Genomic DNA, 20151 nt, shown 5'->3' on the forward strand with positions numbered 1-20151 from the left:
AGGAAGGGCCCCGGCTAGCGCGTGGACGTCGTGAGCGCGACACCGAGCGGCGTACGCCAGTAGAGCACCTCGCGCCCGGACCGCCGCTTGCCGACGGCGCCCGCGTCCAGCAGCACCCGCAGGTGGTCGCCCACCGTCCCGAGGGAGAGCCCGGTCACCGCCACGAGTTGCGAGGTGCTCAGCGGCGTGTCCAGCCGGACCAGGATGTGGGCCCGGTTCGCGCCGATCAGCCGGGCGAGCCCGTCGGGTGCCGGTGAGGTGGGATCGACCAGGATCCCGCGCACCGGGTACACCATCCCGAACCGGGTCGGCCTGTCCCAGACCACCCAGCCGCGACGGCAGTGCGCCGGGAGGAAGACCAACTGCTCGGCCTCGTCCAGCGACAGCGGCGGCTCCGGGTAGTCGTTGACCTGGAGCCGACCGTCGCCCAGCCAGCACACGTTGCGGTTGAGGTCGGCGAACACCCCGGCCCAGCCGCCCGCGCTCAACGCGGCGGTGCGGGCCACGATGTCCGCCCGGAGCCGGCGTTCCCGCTCCGGCCACTCCGGCTCGACGGTGTGCGTCCAGACCCAGTCGAGCAGCTCCACCACCTGCCCGGTGAGACCGTCCGCCAGCAGCTCGGCGGCGAGCGGCTCCGGGCGGGTGGCGCGCAGGTCGGCCCGGATCCGCTCGTCGGACAACCGCCCGACGGCCGCCAGCTCCGCCGCGAACGTCGGTTCCGGCGAGGCGGGCGCGACGGTGAGGAAGTCGGCGGTCCACCGGGGGTGGAACGACGCGGGCAGCAGCGCCCGGACCACCGGCCGACCGGCCAGCATCCGCCGGAACGCCGCGACGTGCGGCTCCCGCCAGGCCCGCTGCCACGGGCTACGCGGGTCGTGCAGCGCGCGCAGCGCGGCGACCGTGTCGACCATCGGCGAGACCGTGAAGCGGCTGCGCGCGAGGAGATCCGACGGCACCTGCCAGACGGCCATGTTTCGCCTCCAGACGTAACTCTAGGAGATCCACCCGGCACCCCACACGATCGGGCCCGTGAGAACGTACGCAGATCTGTTCGCGGTCCGGGAGTTCCGCAACCTGTTCCTGGCGAACTGCGCGGGCATCGCGGCGCACACCACGTCGGCGCTGGCGCTGGGCTCGCTGACCTACGCGTCGACCGGCTCGGCGCTGCTCACCGCGCTGAGCATGTTCGGCGCGCCGCTCGCCGGCGTGCTCGGCAGCCTGACGTTGCTGTCGGCCGCGGACAGCCTCCCGCCCCGCCGGGCGCTGACCTTCGCCGCCGTGCTGGTCGCCGCCGGAGCGGCACTCCAGGCGGTGCCCGGCCTGCCGCTGTGGGCCCGGTTCGCGATCATCTTCACCGGCGCGTACGTCGGCTCGATCACGGGCGGGGCCCGGTGGGCGCTGCTCACCGACATCCTGCCGACCGACGCCTACGTGCTGGGCAGGTCCACCATGAACACGAGCGTCGGGGCGATGCAGATCGCCGGCTTCGGGCTGGGCGGCGTCCTGTTGTTCTGGCTGGACCCGTACGAGGTGTTCCTGCTCGCGGCGGTGCTGCGGGCGGTGGCGGCGGCAGTCGGGTGGTTCGGCATCTCGGAGCGCCCGGCCCGGACCACCGCCCGGACGACGGTGGGGCGCACGCTCCGGGTGAACCGCGAGCTGTGGACGGATCCCGGCCGCCGCTCGCTCCTGCTCAACCTGTGGCTGCCGCCCGGCCTGGTCGTCGGCTGCGAGGCGCTGTTCGTGCCGTACGCCGGGGACCGCGCCGGCTTCCTCTACGCCGCCGCGGCCCTCGGCATGCTGGCGGGCGACGTCGTGGTGGGACGGTTCCTGCCCCCGGCCCGGCGCAACCGGCTGGTCCCCGCCCTGCGGCTGCTGCTCGTCCTGCCCTACCTGGCCTACGCGCTGTCGCCGGCGCTACCGCTGGCCATGCTGGTCGCGGTCGTCGCCTCGGTGGGCTTCGCCGCCGGGCTGCCGTTGCAGGAGCGCCTGATCGCCCACTCACCCATCGAGTTCCGGGGCCAGGTGCTGGGCCTGCAGCACAACGGGATGATGGCCGCGCAGGCGCTGTGTGCCGTGCTCGCCGGCACGGTCGCGGACTTGGTCCCGGCGGGCTGGGCCGTCGCGCTGCTCGCCACGGCGGCGCTGGCGGCCACGCTGATGCTCACCGCCGGGCTGCGGCGGACCGCCCCCGCGCCCGTGGAGGCGGTCCGCTGAGCGGCCGGGCGACGTCGCGCCCCGGCTGCCCGTCAGTACGTGTAGAAGCCCTTGCCGCTCTTGCGCCCGAGGTCGCCGGCGGTGACCATGCGCTGGAGCAGCTCCGGCGGGAAGAACTTCTCGTCCGCCGTGTCGGTGTAGATGTTCTTCGAGGCGTGCAGCAGCACGTCCACGCCGGTCAGGTCCGTGGTGGCCAGCGGGCCCATGGCGTGGCCGAAGCCGAGGCGGCAGGCGGTGTCCAGGTCCTCGGCCGACACCACGCCCGACTCGACGAGCTTGACCGCCTCGACGACCAGGGCCGCGATCAGCCGGGTGGTGACGAAGCCCGCGATGTCCCGGTTGACCACCACGACCGTCTTGCCGATCTCCTCGGCGAACGACTTCGCCGTGGCCAGGGTCTCGTCGCTGGTCTTGTAGCCACGCACCAGCTCACAGAGCTTCATCATCGGCACCGGCGAGAAGAAGTGGGTGCCGACGACGGCCTCCGGGCGCTCGGTCACCGCGGCGATCTGCGTCACCGGGATGGCCGAGGTGTTGGTCGCGAGCACCGCGTCGGCCTTGCAGATCTTGTCCAGCGCGCGGAACACCTCGTGCTTGATCTCCAGCCGTTCGAAGACCGCCTCGACCACGATGTCCGCGTCGGCCGCTGCCTCCAGGTCTGTGGTGGGGGTGATCCGGCCCAGCGCCGCCTCGACCTCGGACGCCTCGATCCTGCCCTTCTCGGCGAACCTGGTCAGCGACTTCCGGATGCCGTCCATGCCCCGCCCGGTGGCCGCGTCGTCCAGGTCCCGCAGCGTCACCTGCCAGCCCGCCTGCGCCGCCACCTGGGCGATGCCCGCGCCCATCAGCCCGGCCCCGACGACCGCGAGTCGACCCGCCATCTGCTTCTCCCTCGCCTGATTGAGTGTCTGCCAGCACCCTAGTCGGCGAGCCTGAACGGATGCTAAGGCGGCCGGGCGCGGTGGACCCTCCAGGTGCCGGCCCACGCCCTCCCAGGTGCGCGGCCCCGCCGGGGGCCGTGGGCCTCGGAGGGCGAGGTGCCGCTCGGCGCGGGCTCAGATGCTCAGGTCCGGTTCCTCCGGTGCGGTGCCCCGCTCCACCTCGACCCCGAGCGCGCGCAGGTCGGCCGCGAAGTCCGGGTAGCCCCGGTCCACGTGGTGCACGTGGGACACCTCGGTGACCCCCTCGGCGCAGAGCCCGGCGATGATCAACCCGGCGCCGGCCCGGATGTCGGTGGCGCGCACGGGCGCGCCGGAGAGCCGGTCCCGGCCCCGGACCACCGCGTGGTGGCCGTCGGTCTTGATGTCCGCGCCCAGCCGCATCATCTCGTTGGCGAACATGAACCGGCCGTCGAAGATGTTCTCGGTGATCAGGGAGGCCCCGTCGCTGACCGCCGCCAGCCCGATCGCCATCGGCAGCAGGTCGGTGGCGAAGCCCGGGTACGGCAGCGTCACGACGTCCACCGCCTTCGGCCGGTCGTCCATCCGGATCCGGAACGCGTCGCCCCGGGTCTCCACCAGGCCCCCGGCGGAGACCAGCTTGTCGAGCGCGACCTCCAGGAACGCCGGCTCCACCCCGGTCACGGTGACGTCCCCCCGGGTCATCGCCGCGCCGAACGCCCAGGTACCGGCGACGATCCGGTCCCCCACCGTCGCGTGCCGGACCGGCCGCAGCCCCGGCACCCCCTCGATGTGCAGGGTGGAGGTGCCGGCGCCGGAGATCCGCGCGCCCATCTGGTTCAGCATCGTGCAGATGTCGACGATCTCCGGCTCCCGGGCGGCGTTGTCGATGACGCTCGGCCCCCGGGCCAGCACCGCCGCCATGACCAGGTTCTCGGTCGCCCCGACGCTGGGGAAGTCGAGCACGATCTCCGCGCCGTGCAGCCCGTGCGGCGCCGACGCGATCACGAAGCCGTGCTCCCCGGAGATCTCGGCACCCATCCGGGTCAGCCCGGAGACGTGCATGTCCAGGCCCCGCGAGCCGATGGCGTCGCCACCCGGGTGGGCCACCCGCACGTGTCCCCGGCGGGCCAGCAGCGGGCCCAGCACGCAGATCGAGGCGCGCAGCCGGCGTACGAGGTCGTAGTCCGCCTCGGCGCCGGGCTGCTCGGGCACGTCGATGACGACCGACCGGGACCGGGCCACCCCGCCGTACGCGACCATCGGGTCGACCGGGTCGTCGGCGTCGAACCGGACGCCGCAGCCGAGCCGGCGGAGCACCTCGCCCATGATCGCGATGTCGGTGATGCGCGGCACGTTGGTGATGACGCTGCGGCCCGGCGCGAGCAGCGCGGCGGCCATCAGCTTCAGCGCCGAGTTCTTGGCTCCCACGACGTGCACCGAGCCGGCCAGGCGCGCGTCGCCGCGCACCCGGATGACGTCGAGGTCGTGGACCGCCGGGTCACCGGCGTCGCCGGGGCTCCCGGCTGATCGGACGGCGGTGCCGCCCGGCCGCTCCGGGATAGTCAGGTCCGGTATCCGTAGGCTGTGCGTCATGGCCGTCCACCTCACGCGCATCTACACCAAGGCCGGCGATGCCGGCATGACCAGGCTGAGCAACAACGAGCAGGTGCCGAAGACCGATCCGCGCATCTCCGCGTACGCGGACGTCGACGAGTGCAACGCCGCGATCGGCGTGGCGCTCGCCCTGGGACAACTCGACGAGGAACTGCGGGCCGTCCTGGCGTCGATCCAGAACGACATGTTCGACGTGGGCGCCGATTTGGCCACCCCGGTCGAACCCGACCCGAAGTACCCGCCGCTGCGGGTCACCGAGGCGTACGTCGAGCGCCTGGAGGGCTGGTGCGACGAGTACAACGCACGCCTGAGCAAGCTCGACTCCTTCATCCTCCCCGGCGGCACCGCGGGTGCGGCGCTGCTGCACGTGGCGCGGACGGTCGCCCGACGCGCCGAGCGGGCGGCATGGGCCCTGGTCGCGCACGACCCCGAGCGGACCAGCTCGCTCCCGGCAAAGTATCTCAACCGGCTATCGGATCTGCTCTTTATCCTGTCAAGAACGGCAAATCCGGACGGAGATGTGCTATGGGTGCCGGGCGGCAACCGCTGACCACCCACCGTTGACGAAACTGGTCGCGTCGCTACGCCAGTAGTCGATCCGGCGCCTGCCCAGACCGGTGACGGTGGAAGGTGAGACAAGCGGGCGCCGGACCGCGGGCAGTGCGACGGCAGGGGTTTCCGGGGAGCCCACCCGCGGAGGGATCAAGCCTGACCGCCCGGAGCGGGTGGGCTCCCCGGAAACCCCCAAGGACGAGGGGACGTCAGGCGGCGGGCCAGTCCTGGGAGGCCAGACGCGGCGAGACCGCCCCCGGAGGGGCGGCCTCGAGCCAGGAGAGGAATCCGGTGACGGTGGACCGGGCCATGGCGATCTCCACCGGGGCGTGGTCACTCGTACAGCGGAGGATGACCCAGTCGGCGGGCATCGAGAGGCGCTCCTGCCCCTCGGGCAGCCGCCGTCGCTCGACGGCCAGCCCCTCGCGGGAGAGCACCCGGGCGGGCCGGATGGCGAAGCTGAACAGCCGGTACCAGCGGAGTTCGTCGCCGACGAAGCGGCCGAAGCCGGGAGACCAGCCTCGACCGTCGAGCATCGTGGAGGTCCGGACGCCGAGCCGGATGATGCCACCGCTACGGGTGACGACGGTCCGCCGGGCGAAGAGGATCAGGAGTGCGCCGAGGATGACGGCGACGCCGATTCCGATCCCCTCGACGATCTCCATCGACGCTTCGGCTCAGCGGCTCTGCGCGGCGGAGACCGGGGTGGCGCTCTCGGCCAGGACGGTGACGCCCTCGGCGGTCACCGACAGGAAGCCGCCGGCCACCTCGTAGGAGACCTGCTCGCCGCCGGGAAGCTTGATGCGCACCTGGCCGGGCTCGGCAAGCTGGCCGAGCAGGGGCGCGTGCCCCGCCAGCACACCCAGCTCGCCCTCGGTCGTGCGGGCGACGACCATCTCGGCCTCGCCGGACCAGACCTTCTCCTCGACGGCTACGAGCTCGACGTGAAGCTGCTTTGCCACGCTGTCTCCTTGCTGCGGCGGCGGATTGTCGAAAGTCTAGTCGTGCCGCAGACCCGCCCCCAACGCGGGTGGCGAGACCTGCGCCACGGCTACTTCGCCTTGTTCTGGAAGTCGGGATGCTCCACCAGGAACGCGTCGAGCTGTCCCTTGCGCAGCGCGGCGAAGAAGTCGTCCACGGCGGGCTGGAACTTCTCGCCCCGATATTCGCCGTTCTGGATGACCGAGCCACCCGGCAACTTGATCATCTGGATCGTCTCCGGGCGGATGTCCTTGAGCGCCAGGCCGAAGTCGACCACGCCGTGGCCCCGGCCGCTGAAGATCAGCGACTGCCCGGCCGCGCGCAGCACCCGGTCCAGCTTGACCGGGTTGGTCACCACGTCGGCGCTGAGCGCCTGACCGGCCATGGCCTTGACGAACTGCTGCTGGTGCCGCTGCCGCCCGTAGTCGCCGTCCGGGACGCCGTTCTTCGGGTAGCGCTGGCGGACGTAGTCGAGCGCCTGCCAGCCGCTGAGGTGCTGGTCGCCCTTCTTGTAGACCGCCTGCGGGCCGACGTAGCCCTCGCCGTTGGGGTTGCCCTTGCGGTGCTTGCCGTCCGGCTCGCGGTGCTCGGAGCGCACCTCGCGCTCGATGTGCATGTCGACGCCACCCATCGCGTCGACGATCTTCTTGAAGCCGTTGAAGTTGATGATCGCGCCCGCGTCGAAGCGCGTGATGCCGGTGACGTTCTGCACCGTCGTCGCCAGCAGCTCGAAGCCGCGGGCCGCGTCCGGGTTGCCGCCGGGCACCCGGCTGCCGTACGACATCGCCGCGTTGAGCCGGTCGGTGCCGCCGTCGAACTCCGCCCGGCTGAACTCGGGGATCTCCACGATGAGGTCACGCGGCATCGAGAAGAGGTAGGCCCGGTCCAGCTCCGCCGGCACGTGCAGCACCATGACCGAGTCGGCCAGCGGCGGCATCTCCGGGTTGCGCGGGTCGATGCCCACCAGCAGGATGTTGAGCGGCCCCTTGATGTCGCTCTTGCGCTCCTTCGCCCCGGCGGCCTGGTCGCCGAAGAGGTCGGCCTTGCCGACGGCGCCCTCGTAACGGGCCATCAGCGCCTCGGCACCGACCAGCACGGCCCCGCTGAGCAGCATCAGGACGGCACCGAACACGGTGCAGACCCGGGCCCAGCGCGGCACCCCCGACCACCTGGACGGCTTGCCGCCGCCCTTGTCGGCCTTACCCACGATCATCTCCGTTCGTCACGCCCACGATCAGGAGACGGGCGCATGCAGCCGATTCGTTGCGGATCGACGCCCACGTGGTGGGTGGGCGGATCGACGGTACCTCGCGTACGGCATGATCGCCGACCACGCGGAACCGGCCAGCGGCGATCATCGGATCCGAAAACGGACGAAAGGCCGCCCCGGCAATGCCGGGGCGGCCTTTGGTCAGGACCGACAGGTCAGCTCTTCATGAGCTCGGCTGCCTTGCGCTCCAGGTCCTCGAGACCGCCGCACATGAAGAAGGCCTGCTCGGGGAAGTGGTCGTACTCGCCCTCGCTGATCTTCCGGAAGGCCTCGATGGTCTCCTCGATCGGGACCGTCGAGCCCGGCACGCCGGTGAACTGCTCCGCCGCGTAGGTGTTCTGCGACAGGAAGCGCTCGATGCGCCGCGCGCGCTGCACGGTGATCTTGTCTTCCTCGGAGAGCTCCTCGATACCGAGGATGGCGATGATGTCCTGCAGGTCCTTGTACTTCTGCAGGATCCGCTTCACCTCGGTCGCCACCGCGAAGTGCTCGGCGCCGACGAACTCCGGGGCGAGGATCCGGGACGAGGACGCCAGCGGGTCCACGGCCGGGTAGATGCCCTTGTCGGAGATCGACCGCTCCAGGTTGGTGGTCGCGTCGAGGTGGGCGAACGTCGTGGCCGGGGCGGGGTCGGTGTAGTCGTCCGCCGGCACGTAGATCGCCTGCATCGAGGTGATGGCCTGGCCCCGGACGGAGGTGATCCGCTCCTGGAGCTCGCCCATCTCGTCGGCCAGGGTCGGCTGGTAGCCCACCGCGCTCGGCATGCGGCCGAGCAGGGTGGAGACCTCGGAGCCGGCCTGGGTGAAGCGGAAGATGTTGTCGATGAAGAGCAGCACCTCCTGCTTCTTGACGTCGCGGAAGTACTCCGCCATGGTCAGCGCCGACAGGGCGACCCGCAGCCGGGTGCCCGGCGGCTCGTCCATCTGGCCGTAGACCAGCGCGGTCTTGTCGATGACGCCGGACTCGGTCATCTCGGCGATGAGGTCGTTGCCCTCGCGGGTGCGCTCACCCACGCCGGCGAAGACCGAGGTACCACCGAAGTTCCGGGCGACACGGGTGATCATCTCCTGGATGAGCACCGTCTTGCCGACGCCGGCACCGCCGAACAGGCCGATCTTGCCGCCCTTGACGTACGGGGCGAGCAGGTCGATGACCTTGATGCCGGTCTCCAGCATCTCGGTCTTCGGCTCCAGGTCCGCGAAGGCCGGAGCCTTGCGGTGGATGCCCCAGTGGTCGTCCGGCTGGAGCGTCTCGCCCTCGGTGAGGTTGAGGCACTCGCCGATCGCGTTGAACACGTGGCCCTTGACCGTGTCGCCCACCGGAACGGTGATCGGCGAGCCGGAGTCGCGCACCTCGGTGCCACGGACCAGGCCGTCGGTCGGCTGCATCGAGATGGCGCGGACCATGTTGTCACCCAGGTGCTGGGCGACCTCCAGGGTCAGCGTCTTCTCGCCGCCGGAGAGCGTCACGTCCACGTGCAGGGCGTTGAACAGGGCCGGCATGGCGTCGCGCGGGAACTCGGCGTCGACGACCGGGCCGATGACCCGGACCACGCGACCCGTGGCCGTCTTGGTCTCTACTGGGGCAGTCATCACACTTCACTTCCCGACGCGGCCAGCGCGTTAGCGCCGCCGACGATCTCGCTGATCTCCTGGGTGATCCCGGCCTGGCGGGCCGAGTTCATCTCACGCGTGTACTTCTCGATCATCTCTTCGGCGTTGTCGGTGGCGCTCTTCATCGCCCGCCGACGGGCCGCCGACTCGCTTGCCGCCGACTCCAGCAACGCCGCGTAGATCCGCGTGTTGATGTACTTCGGCAGCAGCGCGTCGAGCAGCGCCTCCGCGTCCGGCTCGAACTCGTAGGCCGGCAGTGCACCCTCGGACCGGGGCCGGTCCTCCACCTGCATGGGGCCCATGATCCGGGCGACCGGGGTCTGGGTCATCAGGGAGTGGAACTCGGTGTAGACGATGTGGAGCTCGTCGACGCCGAGCACCCCGTCCGCCCCGGCGCCGCCGTCGACGTCGTCCGCACCGGCGGTGAACGCCTTGATCAGCGTCTCGCCCACGGCGCGGGCGTCGGCGAAGGTCGGCTGCTCCGAGAACCCGGTCCAGTTGGCCTCGATCGGCCGGTCACGGAACCGGAAGAACCCGACACCCTTGCGCCCGATGACGTAGAGCACCGGCTCCTTGCCGTCGGCGCGCAGCCGGGCGATCAGCGACTCGGCCATCTTGATGGCGTTGGAGCTGTAGCCGCCGGCGAGGCCGCGGTCGGAGGTGACCAGCAGGACGCCCGCCCGCCGCACCCGCTCGCGCGGGGTGAGCAGCGGGTGGTCGATCCGCGCGTTGGACGCCAGCGCCGTGAGCACGCCGGTGACCGCCTGGGCGTACGGCAGGGACGCCGCCACCCGGGCCTGGGCCTTGGCGATGCGGCTCGTCGCCACGAGCTCCATCGCCTTGGTGATCTTCTTCATCCCCTTCGCCGAGCGGATCCGCTGACGAAGAACGCGAACCTGGGCCGCCATGAATCAGCCCTTACCGGTTCTCGGCCGGGCGGTCGCCCGTGCCGTCGCGGTAGCGGCTCACCGTCTCGCGGTCCTGCTCGCCCTCGAGCGGCGCGGCCGGCGCGTCGTTGATCCGCCGCTCGTCCTCCTTGCCGAGGAAGACCTGCTTGAACTCGGCGATGGCGGAGTCCAGGGAGTTGATGATGTCGTCGTTCCACTGGTGGTCGGCGATGCTCGCCAGGACGCCCTCGTGCTTGTGCCGGAGGTACTGGAGGAACTCCGACTCGAAGCGACGGATCTCGCCGACCGGGACGTCGTCCAGCTTGCCCTCGGTGCCGGCCCAGACCGAGACGACCTGCTCCTGCACCGGGTACGGCGAGTAGTTCGCCTGCTTGAGCAGCTCGACCAGGCGGGAACCCCGGTCCAGCTGGGCGCGGGAGGTCTTGTCCAGGTCGGAGGCGAAGGCGGCGAACGCCTCCAGCTCGCGGAACTGGGCCAGGTTGAGCCGCAGCGAACCGGCGACCTTCTTCATCGGCTTCACCTGCGCGGCGCCACCGACCCGGGAGACCGAGGTGCCGACGTTGATGGCCGGCCGGACGCCCTGGTTGAACAGGTCGGTCTCGAGGAAGATCTGGCCGTCGGTGATGGAGATGACGTTGGTCGGGATGAAGGCCGAGATGTCGTTGGCCTTCGTCTCGATGATCGGCAGGCCGGTCATCGAGCCGCCGCCCAGCTCGTCGGAGAGCTTCGCGCAGCGCTCCAGCAGGCGGGAGTGCAGGTAGAAGACGTCACCCGGGTACGCCTCGCGGCCCGGCGGGCGACGCAGCAGCAGGGACACGGCGCGGTACGCCTCGGCCTGCTTGCTCAGGTCGTCGAAGACGATGAGGACGTGCTTGCCGCCGTACATCCAGTGCTGCCCGATGGACGAGCCGGTGTAGGGGGCGAGGTACTTGAAGCCGGCCGGGTCGGAGGCCGGGGAGGCGACGATGGTGGTGTATTCCATCGCGCCCGCCTCCTCCAGGACGCCCTTGATCGAGGCGATCGTGGAGGCCTTCTGGCCGATGGCGACGTAGATGCAGCGGACCTGCTTCTTCGGGTCGCCGGAGCGCCAGTTGTCCCGCTGGTTGAGGATGGTGTCCAGCGCGACGGTGGTCTTGCCGGTCTTCCGGTCGCCGATGATCAGCTGACGCTGGCCACGGCCGATCGGGGTCATGGCGTCGACGGCCTTGAGGCCGGTCTGCAGCGGCTCGTCGACGGACTGCCGGGCCATCACGTTCGGGGCCTGGAGCTCCAGCTCGCGGAAGCCCTCGTTGGCGATGTCGCCGAGGCCGTCGATCGGCTGGCCGAGCGCGTTGACCACGCGGCCGAGGAAGGCGTCGCCGACCGGCACGGAGAGCACCCGGCCGGTGCGCTTGACGCGCTGCCCCTCTTCGAGCTTGGCGGAGTCACCGAGAACGACGACACCGATCTCCCGGACGTCGAGGTTCAGCGCCACACCCAGCGTGCCGTCCTCGAACTCCAGGAGCTCGTTGGTCATGGTCGAGGGGAGGCCCTCGACGTGGGCGATGCCGTCGCCGGTGTCGGCGACGGTGCCGACCTCCTCGCGGGAGAGTTCGGACGAGTAGGAGGAGACGTAGCGCTCCAGGGCGCCGCGGATCTCCTCCGTCGAGATGGTCAGCTCGGCCATCCTCTGCTTCCTTAAGTATCAGGGGCCCGGGATACCTAGTACCGACCGGTCCGAATGGCGTCTATTCACAGGCGCTGAGCGGGGGTGCCGCCTCAGCGCTTCGCGAGCGCGTTGCGGCTCTCGTTGAGGCGGCGCAGGACGGTGCCGTCGTACAGGTCGGAACCGACCCGCACGCTCACGCCACCGAGAACCGAGGGGTCCACCGTCTGCTTGACGGAGACCTCCCGACCGTATATCGCGGAGAGACTCGCGCCCAGCCGGCGCTCGTCCTCTTCACTCAACGGGGCCGCGGCGGTCACGTACGCCACCTGCCGGTCCCGCCGGTCGGCGGCCAGCTCGACCAGCCGGGTGAGCGCCCCGGCGAAGTTGCGTCCACCGAACCCGGCGAGCGCGACCCCGACCAGGTAGCCGGTGACCGGCCGGGCCTTGCCGGCGAGCAGCTGGTCGACCAGCGTGGCCCGCCGCTCGGCCGGGACGGTCGGGTCGGAGAGCGCGCTGGACAGCCCCGGCGAGCCGGCGACGACCTGCCCGAAGCGGAACAGCTCGTCCTCGACCTCGCCCAGCTCGCCCGCGGAATCGGCGCCCGCCAGGAGAGCGTCGACGCCCAGCCGCTCGGCGGCGTCGAGCAGCTCCGAGGGCGCCGACCAGCGGCCGGAGACCAGCGAGGCGATCAGGTCCAGCGCCTCGGCGTCGACCTTGCCGCGCAGCAGCTCGCCGAGCAGCCCGGCACGGTCGGCACCGGTGCGGGCCGGGTCGGAGAGCGCCCGGCGCAGCCGCGGCTCGCGCCGCAGCAGGTTGGCGACGGAGAGGATGGCGTCGGCGGTGGTGGCCACCGCCGACGGCTCCGCACCGCGGACGTACGTGTCGAGGCGCTCGGCCGCGACCTTGTACGACTCCCGGCTGGCGGCCTGCATCAGCGGGCCCCCGCGCTCTCGAGGTTGCTCAGGAACCGGTCGACGGTGCCCTTGCGGCGCGCCTCGTCGGCGAGGGACTCCCCGACGATCTTGCTGGCCAGGTCGACCGCGATCGTGCCGACCTCGGTGCGCAGCTCGCGCACGATGGTGGCGCGCTCGGCGGCGAGCTGCTCCTTGCCCGCGGCGATGATCCGGTCGGACTCCTCCCGCGCCTTGGCGAGGATGTCCTGGCGGATGCCCTCGGCGTCGGCCCGGGCGTCGTCCCGGATCCGGGCCGCCTCGGTACGCACCTCGGCGAGCTGGGCCCGGTACTGCTCGAGCACCTGGTTCGCCTCGGCCTGGGCGGCCTCGGCCCGCTTGAGGCCACCCTCGATCGCGTCGACCCGCGCCTGGTACATCGCCTCCATGCGGGGCATGACGAACTTCAGCAGGACGAAGCAGAGCAGGGCGAAGGCGATGGTCCCGACGACCATCTCCTGCCAGATGGGCAGGATCGGGTTGTGCTCCACACCTTCTGCGGCGATGAACATGTCAGACCTCCGGGTCGGGAGAGAGCTTTCGTCAGCCGCCGACAGCGAAGGCGAGCACCAGGCCGAACAGCGCGAGCGCCTCGACCAGGGCGAAGCCCAGGATCAGCCAGGTGCGGTTGTAGCCGGCGGACTCCGGCTGGCGCGCGCTCGACTGGATGTAGGCCGCGAAGACCAGGGCGACACCGATACCGGGGCCGATGGCGGCGAGGCCGTAGCCGATGGTGTTGACGCTACCGCCGATCTCGGCAAGAACAGTCATTGCGGGTATTCCTCCTGTTCGACGCGTGAGGGCTCACGCGTACGCGGGTCGGTACCAGAAGCTTGGTCGGGCCGGGTGGCCCGCCGAGCCCGATCAGTGCTCGTCGGCGAGCGAACTTCCGATGTAGTTCGCGCTCAGCGTGACGAAGACGTAGGCCTGCAGGACGGCGACCAGCACCTCGAAGAAGGCCATCACGATCGCCATCAGGAAGGAGAAGACCGAGGTCACCTGGATGAACAGGCTGCTCGAGTTGAGCATCACGAAGCCGCCGATGGTGAAGACCAGCAGCAGGAGGTGGCCGGCGAACAGGTTCGCGAAGAGCCGCAGGGCCAGCGTGACGGGCCGGACGATGAACGTCTGCATGAACTCGATCGGGATCAGCAGGATGTGCATGGGCCACGGCACGTTCGGGATGATCAGGCTCATCTTGAGGTACTTGCCGAGGCCGTGCTTGCGGGCGCCGATGTAGAGGTACATCACGTAGGAGATCGCGGCGAGCACGATGGGGAACGCGATGTGCGAGTTCGGCGAGATCTGCAACCCGGGCACGATGGCGAAGAGGTTGGTCAGCACGATGAAGCTGAACAGCACCGTGAAGTAGGGCGCGAAGCGGATGCCCGCGTTGCCCATCTGCTCGCGGGCGATGTTGTCCCGGACCAGGCCGTAGACCGACTCCGCGTACCACTGGGCCTTACCGGGGACCAGCTTGGGCTTCCGGTAGGCGAGCATGAAGAAGACGATCAGCAACGCGACCGCGAGCCAGACCATGATCCCGAACTTGGTGACCCAGGGGCCAGCCACGTCCGGCGGGTAGAAATCTCCGACGCTGGGGGGCCAGGGAAGCCCCTCTGCGGCGACGAGCTGTCCACTCACCGTGTCATCCTCCGCACTCGACAGACCCGCGCGTGCTGGCACTCAAGCACTGAGCCTCTTCATGATCAGGTAAATCGCTCCGGCCGCGCCGAAGATCATGCCGAGGGCGACCCCGACGCCGGTTCGCAGATCGAGAAAACGCTCCGCCAACCACCCGAGGAAGCCCCACACCACGATGCCGGCGAGTAGGTAGCCCAGAACGGCACCTGCCGCGCCTTCCGACGAAGGGTCGTCGGACCTGCGGGGGTGTGGGTCTTCGGCCATGACGTGGCGAACAATATCAGCAGGAGCGCGCGGGAGTGTGCGGCACCCCCCACACTGCGAACAGCGTGCGGGCCATGGCGCGGGCGCGAAAGTCGTTGGTCAGGTTACTCCCGTGCGGCCCGCCGCGGCAGCCCGAAATGCCGGACGCAGATCCGACAGAACGCTCACTCACCGCGTCGCTCGAACGTGGGCAGCGGCGTACGCAGGGCCCAGCCCAGGTGGGCGCCCGTCCAGACCACCACGGCCGCGATGATGGCCACCCCCATGTCCGGCAGGCCGGGCCAGCCGGTGGCCGCCACGGCCGCCATCGCCACCCCGAGCACCACGATCTTCGTGGCGTAGGTGACCAGCCCCACCGACATGATCATCCGGGGGTTGACGGCGTCGGCCCAGGCCACCGAGACGCCGGAGACCAGGTAGCTGACGACGACCAGCGCGATCCCGGCGGCCACGCCGGCCGCGCCGGTGCCGCCGCGCAGCACCGCCGCGGCCGGGACCCCGACCAGCGCGAGCACCGCGCAGGCCAGCAGCGGCAGGCGAAGGTGCGGCAGCCGGGACCGGATGGCGCCCGGCTCGCCCGCGCGCGGCTCGCTCATCGGGGGTACGCCGGGAAGGCGGCGACCAGCTCGGCGGCCTCGCTGGCGAGCGCGGCGAGGGTGTCGGTGCCCCCGGGGGCGGCCGGATCGGTGCGCACGGCGCGGGCGATCAGCGACGCGACCTGGCGCATCTCCGGCTCGCGCATGCCCTGGGTGGTGACGCTCGGGGTGCCCACCCGGATGCCCGAGGCGACCATCGGCTTCTGCGGGTCGTACGGGATCGCGTTCTTGTTCAGGGTGATGCCGGCGGCGTCGCAGCGCGCCTCGGCGTCCGCGCCGGTGACCCCGACCTCGCGCAGGTCGACCAGGGCGAGGTGGGTGTCGGTGCCCCCGGAGACCGGGCGCATCCCCTCGTCGGCCAGCCCGGTGGCGAGCGCCCGCGCGTTCGCCACCACGCGCTCGGCGTAGGCCCGGAACTCGGGCTGGGCGGCCTCGCGCAGCGCGACCGCCTTGGCGGCGACGACGTGCATCAGCGGGCCGCCCTGGGTGAACGGGAAGACCGCCTTGTCGATGCGCTGGGCCAGCGACTCCCGGCACAGGATCATGCCGCCGCGCGGCCCGCGCAGCACCTTGTGCGTGGTGAGGCAGACGACGTCGGCGTGCGGCACCGGCGACGGGACGGCCTGCCCGGCGACCAGCCCGATGAAGTGCGCGGCGTCGACCATCAGGTACGCCCCGACCTCGTCGGCGATCTCGCGGAACCGCGCGAAGTCGATCAACCGCGGGTACGCCGTCGCCCCACAGATGATCATCTTGGGTCGGTGCGCGAGGGCCAGGTCGCGTACCTCGTCGTAGTCGATCAGCTCGGTGTCCCGCCGGACCGTGTAGCCGACCGTGTGGAACCACTTGCCGGAGAAGTTGACCCGGCTGCCGTGGGTGAGGTGGCCGCCGTGCGGCAGGTCCATGGCGAGCACCGTGTCCCCCGGCTGGACCAGCGCCGCGTACGCGGCCAGGTTGGCGCTCGCCCCCGAGTGCGGCTGGAGGTTGGCGTGCTCCGCGCCGAAGAGCTCCTTCGCCCGCGCGATGCCGATCTCCTCGGCCCGGTCGACCTCGGCGCAGCCGCCGTAGTAGCGCCGGCCCGGGTAGCCCTCGGCGTACTTGTTGGTCAGGGTCGAGCCGAGCGCGGCCAGCACCGCCGGCGAGGTGAGGTTCTCGCTGGCGATCAGTTGCAGGCCGCCCCGGAGCCGGTCCAGCTCGCCGAGCACCACCCCGGCGATCTCCGGGTCGGTCGCGCGGAGCTGGTCGAAGTCCGGCCCCCAGAAGGTGCTCGTCTCAGTAGCCACGACGCCAGAGTCTATTGGGCCGCACACTGGAGACCGTGAGATGCCTGGTCACGGGAGCTACGGGTTACATCGGCGGGCGGCTGGCGCCCCGGCTGCTGGCCGAGGGGCACACGGTGCGCTGCCTCGCCCGCAAGGCGGGACGGCTGCGGGACGTGCCCTGGGCGGCGCGGACGGAGATCGTCGAGGGCGACCTGCGCGCGCCGGAGACGCTGCCGGCCGCGTTCGAGGGCGTGGACGTCGCCTACTACCTGGTGCACTCGCTCGGCCAGGCCGGCTTCGAGGCCGCCGACCGGGAGGCCGCCACCCGGTTCGCCGAGGCCGCGCGGGCCGCCGGCGTACGCCGGATCGTCTACCTGGGCGGGCCGGAGCCGGCGGCGGACCGGGAGGTCCCGTCGGCGCACCTGCGCTCCCGGGCCGAGGTGGGGCGGATCCTGCTCGACAGCGGGGTGCCGACGGCGGTGCTGCGGGCCGCGGTGATCATCGGGTCCGGGTCGGCCTCGTTCGAGATGCTGCGCTACCTGACCGAGCGGCTGCCGGCCATGGTCACCCCCCGCTGGGTCCGCAACCGGATCCAGCCGATCGCCGTCCGGGACGTGCTGCGCTACCTGGCCGGCTGCGCGCACCTGCCGCCCGAGGTCAACCGCGCCTTCGACATCGGCGGGCCGGACATCCTCACCTTCCAGGACATGATGCAGCGGTACGCGCGGGTGGCCGGGCTGCGCCGGCGGACCATCGTGCCGGTGCGACCGCTGACGCCGTCGCTCTCCTCGCACTGGGTCGGGCTCGTCACGCCGGTGCCGAACGCGATCGCCCGACCGCTGGTGGAGAGCCTGGTCCACGAGGCCGTCGCCCACGAGCACGACATCGCCGCCTACGTGCCCGACCCGCCGGAGGGGCTGACCGGCTTCGACCAGGCGGTCGAGGCGGCCCTGGCGAAGGTCCGCGACGGCGAGGTGGAGACCCGCTGGTCGACCGCGAGCGGCCCCGACGCGCCGGCCGAGCCGCTGCCCAGCGACCCGGAGTGGTCCGGCGGGACCGCCTACACCGACGTCCGCGAGCGGGCGGTGCACGCACCGCCGGAGGAGCTGTGGCGGGTCGTCGAGGGCGTCGGCGGGGAGCACGGCTGGTACTCGTTCCCGCTGGCCTGGTCGGTCCGGGGCTGGCTGGACCGGCTGATCGGCGGCGTGGGGCTGCGCCGGGGCCGGCGCGACCCGCACCGCCTCCAGGTCGGCGAGGCGCTGGACTTCTGGCGGGTGGAGGAGATCGTGCCCGGCGAGCTGCTGCGGCTGCGCGCCGAGATGCGGCTGCCGGGCCGGGCCTGGCTGGAGATGCGGGTGCTCCGGGTGGACGGCGAGGGCAGCCGCTACCAGCAGCGGGCGGTGTTCCTGCCGCGCGGGCTGCCCGGGCACGCGTACTGGGGCGCGGTGGCGCCCTTCCACGCGGTGGTCTTCGGCGGGATGGCCCGCAACATCGCCCGCCAGGCCGAGCAGGCGGCCCGCCGGCCCGTGGCCGCGTCCCCGCGCCGCTGAGACGCCCGGGGCTCAGTTGCCGGCGCGGGCGCCGGTGAGCCGGAAGGCGGTCTCCTCGCTGGGCGGCACGAAGTCGCGGACGGGCTCGTCGCGCAGCGCGAAGGCGAGCACCTCCCCCACCGCCTCGACCAGCTGCCCCTGCACCCGCTGGCCCACCGCGTCGCGCGGGTCGTCGGGGTTCGCGGCGATCGAGGCGACCGCCAACTGCGGGGTGAAGGCGACCACGGTCTCCGTCGCGTACCCGTCCGAGCTGCCCGTCTTGCCCGCCACCGGCCGGCCGAGCAGCCGACGCAGCCCCTCCGCGGTGCCGCCGTCGCACTCCCGGTACATCGACTGGTCGCCGACCGCGCAGCGGGCCGCGTCGGCCGCCGCCCGGGCCACGTCCGGGTCCACCGCCTGCCGGCAGTGCGTCCGCGCGGCGGCCACCGGGCGACCGGCGGCGTCGGCGATCGAAACGACCGGCAGCGGCGCGCACCACGAGCCCTCGGCCGCCACGGCGGCGTACGCGCCGGCCAGGTCGAGCGGGGTGGTGGCGGAGACCCCGAGGGTGAACGGCCCCCACTCGCGCGCGCCGTGGCGGGCCAGCCGCGCGTCCTCCTCGGCGCGGAAGACGATGCCGAGCCGCTCGGCCATCTCCACCACGCGGTCCGCGCCGACCCGCTCGGTCAGCCAGGCGAAGTACGTGTTGACCGACTCGCCGAAGGCGGTCCACATGGTGTGCCGGCCGTCCATCAGGTCGCTGGCGTTGCGCGGGCACCAGTACCCGTCGCAGCTCGCCGCCCCGCTCGCCGAGTAGTCGGTCACGATCCGCTCCGGCGCGTCGAACTCCGTGCTCAGCGGCAGCCCGGACTCCAGCGCGGCCAGCATCGTGAAGACCTTGAACGTGGAGCCGGCCTGGTAACCCTCGATCGCCCCGCCCCCGGCGACCAACTGGTTGACCGTGTTCGGGTGGTTCTTCTGCCCGGCCGGGTTGGCGGCCACGCCGTAGTTGCGGTTCACCGCCATCGCGAGGACCCGGCCCGTGCCGGGCTGGACCACCGCCGTCGGCGCCGCCCGGCGGTCGTCCACCGAGTAGATCCGGCGCACCTGCTCGGTGGTGGCGCGCTGCACCGCCGGGTCGAGCGAGGAGACGATGGAGAACCCGCCCCGGCGCAGCGTGAGCTGCCGCTCGTCGACCGTCGCGCCGAACGCCGGCTGGGCGTTCCACCAGCGGGTGAACCAGTCGCAGAAGAAGCCCCAGTCGTTGTGCTCCGCCGGCACCGCCGTGCAGTCGTTGGGCGTCTGGCTGGGGCGCAGCGTCAACTGCTCCGCCCTGGCCCGGTCCGCCGCCTCGGCCGGGACCTGCCCGGACTCCACCAGCCGGTCCAGCACGTACGCCCGGCGGGCGACCGCCGCGTCCGCGTCGCCGTTGATCGGGTCGTCGGTGTGCGGGGAGCGGACCAGGCCGGCAAGCAGCGCCGCCTCGGCCAGGGTGAGGTCCGCCGGCGGCTTCGAGAAGTAGCGGCGGCTCGCGGCGGCCACCCCGTACGCGCCCGCGCCGAAGTAGGCGATGTTGAGGTAGCGGGCGAGGATCTCGTCCTTGCTCAGCTCCCGCTCCAGGGCCAGCGCGTACCGCATCTCCTGGATCTTGCGCGCGGTGCTCAGCTCGGTGGCGGCGGCGCGCTGCCGCTCGCTCAGCCGGGGGTCGTTGCTGAGCACGTTGCGGACGTACTGCATGGTCAGCGTGGACGCGCCCTGCCGGGTCTCCCCGGCCCCCCGGTTGACGGTGAAGGCCCGCGCCACGCCGCGCAGGTCGACCCCACTGTGCTCGTGGAACCGGGTGTCCTCGGCGGCGATGACCGCCTGCCGCATCACCGGCGCCACCTCGGCCAGCGGCACGTCCACCCGGTCCTCCTGGTAGAAGGAGGTGATCAGCGTGGTGCCGTCGTTGGCGTAGAGGTTCGAACGCTGGGGCGTGGGTGGCGTGCGCAGCGTGTTCGGCAGCTCCGAGTACGGCGCGGCGAGCGCCGAGAACCCGATCCCGAAGACCAGCGCGGCCGGGAGGGCCGCCACCGCGAGCGCCAGCCCGGCCAGCGAGCCGGCGAGCAGCACGGTGAACACTTTGTCGAGGCGTGCCCGGGTCATCAGCTCTCCCCGCAGGAGCCGGTCAGGACCCACTCAGAATGACCCGAAAGCCCCTCTGG

Annotated in this window: 20 protein-coding genes; 3 read left to right on the plus strand and 17 right to left on the minus strand. The window is 71.9% G+C overall.

What is annotated here, in order from left to right; translation table 11 throughout:
• Positions 1 to 14 precede the first annotated feature (14 nt).
• Positions 15 to 971 carry an ArsR/SmtB family transcription factor gene (locus ACLQ20_RS29685; protein ID WP_151454881.1) on the minus strand — a complete coding sequence of 319 codons (957 nt, stop codon included), beginning with the start codon at positions 969 to 971 and terminating at the stop codon, positions 15 to 17.
• A gap of 58 nt (positions 972 to 1029) precedes the next feature.
• On the opposite strand from ACLQ20_RS29685, the gene ACLQ20_RS29690 reads away from it, so the two are divergent.
• Positions 1030 to 2214 (plus strand): MFS transporter, encoded by a 1185-nt coding sequence (locus ACLQ20_RS29690; protein ID WP_358119273.1) that lies wholly within the window; start codon positions 1030 to 1032, stop codon positions 2212 to 2214.
• A gap of 32 nt (positions 2215 to 2246) precedes the next feature.
• On the opposite strand, the gene ACLQ20_RS29695 is transcribed toward ACLQ20_RS29690, so the two are convergent.
• Positions 2247 to 3095, minus strand: a complete 849-nt coding sequence (locus ACLQ20_RS29695; protein WP_151454883.1) for a 3-hydroxyacyl-CoA dehydrogenase family protein — start codon at positions 3093 to 3095, stop codon at positions 2247 to 2249.
• Positions 3096 to 3269: 174 nt separating this feature from the next.
• Complete coding sequence (murA, locus tag ACLQ20_RS29700) at positions 3270 to 4709, minus strand: UDP-N-acetylglucosamine 1-carboxyvinyltransferase (RefSeq protein ID WP_151454884.1); 1440 nt, start codon at positions 4707 to 4709, stop codon at positions 3270 to 3272.
• Here murA and ACLQ20_RS29705 point away from each other — a divergent pair.
• Positions 4708 to 5280 (plus strand): cob(I)yrinic acid a,c-diamide adenosyltransferase, encoded by a 573-nt coding sequence (locus ACLQ20_RS29705; protein WP_132231212.1) that lies wholly within the window; start codon positions 4708 to 4710, stop codon positions 5278 to 5280. The genes murA and ACLQ20_RS29705 overlap by 2 nt on opposite strands.
• A gap of 211 nt (positions 5281 to 5491) precedes the next feature.
• On the opposite strand, the gene ACLQ20_RS29710 is transcribed toward ACLQ20_RS29705, so the two are convergent.
• The 13 genes from ACLQ20_RS29710 to glyA form a co-directional block, all read right to left on the minus strand.
• Positions 5492 to 5947, minus strand: a complete 456-nt coding sequence (locus tag ACLQ20_RS29710; protein WP_151452875.1) for a DUF2550 domain-containing protein — start codon at positions 5945 to 5947, stop codon at positions 5492 to 5494.
• Positions 5948 to 5959: 12 nt separating this feature from the next.
• The gene (locus ACLQ20_RS29715) at positions 5960 to 6244 is read right to left on the minus strand and encodes a F0F1 ATP synthase subunit epsilon (RefSeq protein WP_151452876.1); all 285 of its coding nucleotides are present in this window, start codon (positions 6242 to 6244) and stop codon (positions 5960 to 5962) included.
• A gap of 89 nt (positions 6245 to 6333) precedes the next feature.
• Complete coding sequence (locus tag ACLQ20_RS29720; protein ID WP_425858219.1) at positions 6334 to 7476, minus strand: LCP family protein; 1143 nt, start codon at positions 7474 to 7476, stop codon at positions 6334 to 6336.
• A gap of 212 nt (positions 7477 to 7688) precedes the next feature.
• Positions 7689 to 9125 carry a F0F1 ATP synthase subunit beta gene (gene atpD, locus ACLQ20_RS29725; RefSeq protein WP_151452878.1) on the minus strand — a complete coding sequence of 479 codons (1437 nt, stop codon included), beginning with the start codon at positions 9123 to 9125 and terminating at the stop codon, positions 7689 to 7691.
• The gene (locus ACLQ20_RS29730) at positions 9125 to 10054 is read right to left on the minus strand and encodes a F0F1 ATP synthase subunit gamma (RefSeq protein ID WP_151452879.1); all 930 of its coding nucleotides are present in this window, start codon (positions 10052 to 10054) and stop codon (positions 9125 to 9127) included. Before ACLQ20_RS29730 ends, atpD begins: the two co-directional genes overlap by 1 nt.
• Before the next feature lie 10 nt (positions 10055 to 10064).
• Positions 10065 to 11720, minus strand: coding sequence for a F0F1 ATP synthase subunit alpha (gene atpA / locus ACLQ20_RS29735; RefSeq protein WP_151452880.1), 1656 nt, complete (start codon positions 11718 to 11720; stop codon positions 10065 to 10067).
• A 92-nt stretch (positions 11721 to 11812) separates the two neighbouring features.
• The gene (locus tag ACLQ20_RS29740) at positions 11813 to 12634 is read right to left on the minus strand and encodes a F0F1 ATP synthase subunit delta (RefSeq protein ID WP_151452881.1); all 822 of its coding nucleotides are present in this window, start codon (positions 12632 to 12634) and stop codon (positions 11813 to 11815) included.
• On the minus strand, positions 12634 to 13164 hold the full coding sequence (locus ACLQ20_RS29745) for a F0F1 ATP synthase subunit B (RefSeq protein WP_088998661.1): 531 nt from the start codon (positions 13162 to 13164) through the stop codon (positions 12634 to 12636). The genes ACLQ20_RS29740 and ACLQ20_RS29745 overlap by 1 nt, the downstream gene beginning before the upstream one ends.
• 31 nt (positions 13165 to 13195) lie before the next feature.
• Entirely contained in the window at positions 13196 to 13423 is a 228-nt protein-coding gene (gene atpE, locus ACLQ20_RS29750; RefSeq protein WP_088998660.1) for an ATP synthase F0 subunit C, read from the minus strand.
• A gap of 93 nt (positions 13424 to 13516) precedes the next feature.
• Positions 13517 to 14338, minus strand: a complete 822-nt coding sequence (atpB, locus tag ACLQ20_RS29755) for a F0F1 ATP synthase subunit A (RefSeq protein WP_151452882.1) — start codon at positions 14336 to 14338, stop codon at positions 13517 to 13519.
• Complete coding sequence (locus ACLQ20_RS29760) at positions 14339 to 14560, minus strand: hypothetical protein (protein ID WP_132231195.1); 222 nt, start codon at positions 14558 to 14560, stop codon at positions 14339 to 14341.
• A 164-nt stretch (positions 14561 to 14724) separates the two neighbouring features.
• Entirely contained in the window at positions 14725 to 15156 is a 432-nt protein-coding gene (locus ACLQ20_RS29765; RefSeq protein WP_151452883.1) for a hypothetical protein, read from the minus strand.
• Positions 15153 to 16439 carry a serine hydroxymethyltransferase gene (gene glyA, locus ACLQ20_RS29770; RefSeq protein ID WP_327029441.1) on the minus strand — a complete coding sequence of 429 codons (1287 nt, stop codon included), beginning with the start codon at positions 16437 to 16439 and terminating at the stop codon, positions 15153 to 15155. The genes ACLQ20_RS29765 and glyA overlap by 4 nt, the downstream gene beginning before the upstream one ends.
• 35 nt (positions 16440 to 16474) lie before the next feature.
• On the opposite strand from glyA, the gene ACLQ20_RS29775 reads away from it, so the two are divergent.
• Positions 16475 to 17968 carry an SDR family oxidoreductase gene (locus ACLQ20_RS29775; RefSeq protein ID WP_425858221.1) on the plus strand — a complete coding sequence of 498 codons (1494 nt, stop codon included), beginning with the start codon at positions 16475 to 16477 and terminating at the stop codon, positions 17966 to 17968.
• A gap of 12 nt (positions 17969 to 17980) precedes the next feature.
• Here the strand turns inward: ACLQ20_RS29775 and ACLQ20_RS29780 are convergent, their stop codons facing one another.
• Entirely contained in the window at positions 17981 to 20092 is a 2112-nt protein-coding gene (locus ACLQ20_RS29780; RefSeq protein ID WP_151452886.1) for a transglycosylase domain-containing protein, read from the minus strand.
• Between the last annotated feature and the right edge of the window lie 59 nt (positions 20093 to 20151).

This window comes from Micromonospora sp. DT46, from assembly GCF_049841735.1.
GTDB lineage: Bacteria > Actinomycetota > Actinomycetes > Mycobacteriales > Micromonosporaceae > Micromonospora > Micromonospora reichwaldensis.

Bases quoted from the DNA above. Each gene is read 5' to 3' on its own strand.
- ACLQ20_RS29685 (WP_151454881.1), bottom strand. From the start codon at position 971: ATGGCCGTCTGGCAGGTGCCGTCGGATCTCCTCGCGCGCAGCCGCTTC.
- ACLQ20_RS29695 (WP_151454883.1), bottom strand. From the start codon at position 3,095: ATGGCGGGTCGACTCGCGGTCGTCGGGGCCGGGCTGATGGGCGCGGGC.
- ACLQ20_RS29705 (WP_132231212.1), top strand. From the start codon at position 4,708: ATGGCCGTCCACCTCACGCGCATCTACACCAAGGCCGGCGATGCCGGC.
- murA (WP_151454884.1), bottom strand. From the start codon at position 4,709: ATGACGCACAGCCTACGGATACCGGACCTGACTATCCCGGAGCGGCCG.
- ACLQ20_RS29710 (WP_151452875.1), bottom strand. From the start codon at position 5,947: ATGGAGATCGTCGAGGGGATCGGAATCGGCGTCGCCGTCATCCTCGGC.
- ACLQ20_RS29720 (WP_425858219.1), bottom strand. From the start codon at position 7,476: ATGATCGTGGGTAAGGCCGACAAGGGCGGCGGCAAGCCGTCCAGGTGG.
- atpD (WP_151452878.1), bottom strand. From the start codon at position 9,125: ATGACTGCCCCAGTAGAGACCAAGACGGCCACGGGTCGCGTGGTCCGG.
- ACLQ20_RS29730 (WP_151452879.1), bottom strand. From the start codon at position 10,054: ATGGCGGCCCAGGTTCGCGTTCTTCGTCAGCGGATCCGCTCGGCGAAG.
- atpA (WP_151452880.1), bottom strand. From the start codon at position 11,720: ATGGCCGAGCTGACCATCTCGACGGAGGAGATCCGCGGCGCCCTGGAG.
- ACLQ20_RS29740 (WP_151452881.1), bottom strand. From the start codon at position 12,634: ATGCAGGCCGCCAGCCGGGAGTCGTACAAGGTCGCGGCCGAGCGCCTC.
- ACLQ20_RS29745 (WP_088998661.1), bottom strand. From the start codon at position 13,164: ATGTTCATCGCCGCAGAAGGTGTGGAGCACAACCCGATCCTGCCCATC.
- atpE (WP_088998660.1), bottom strand. From the start codon at position 13,423: ATGACTGTTCTTGCCGAGATCGGCGGTAGCGTCAACACCATCGGCTAC.
- ACLQ20_RS29760 (WP_132231195.1), bottom strand. From the start codon at position 14,560: ATGGCCGAAGACCCACACCCCCGCAGGTCCGACGACCCTTCGTCGGAA.
- ACLQ20_RS29765 (WP_151452883.1), bottom strand. From the start codon at position 15,156: ATGAGCGAGCCGCGCGCGGGCGAGCCGGGCGCCATCCGGTCCCGGCTG.
- ACLQ20_RS29780 (WP_151452886.1), bottom strand. From the start codon at position 20,092: ATGACCCGGGCACGCCTCGACAAAGTGTTCACCGTGCTGCTCGCCGGC.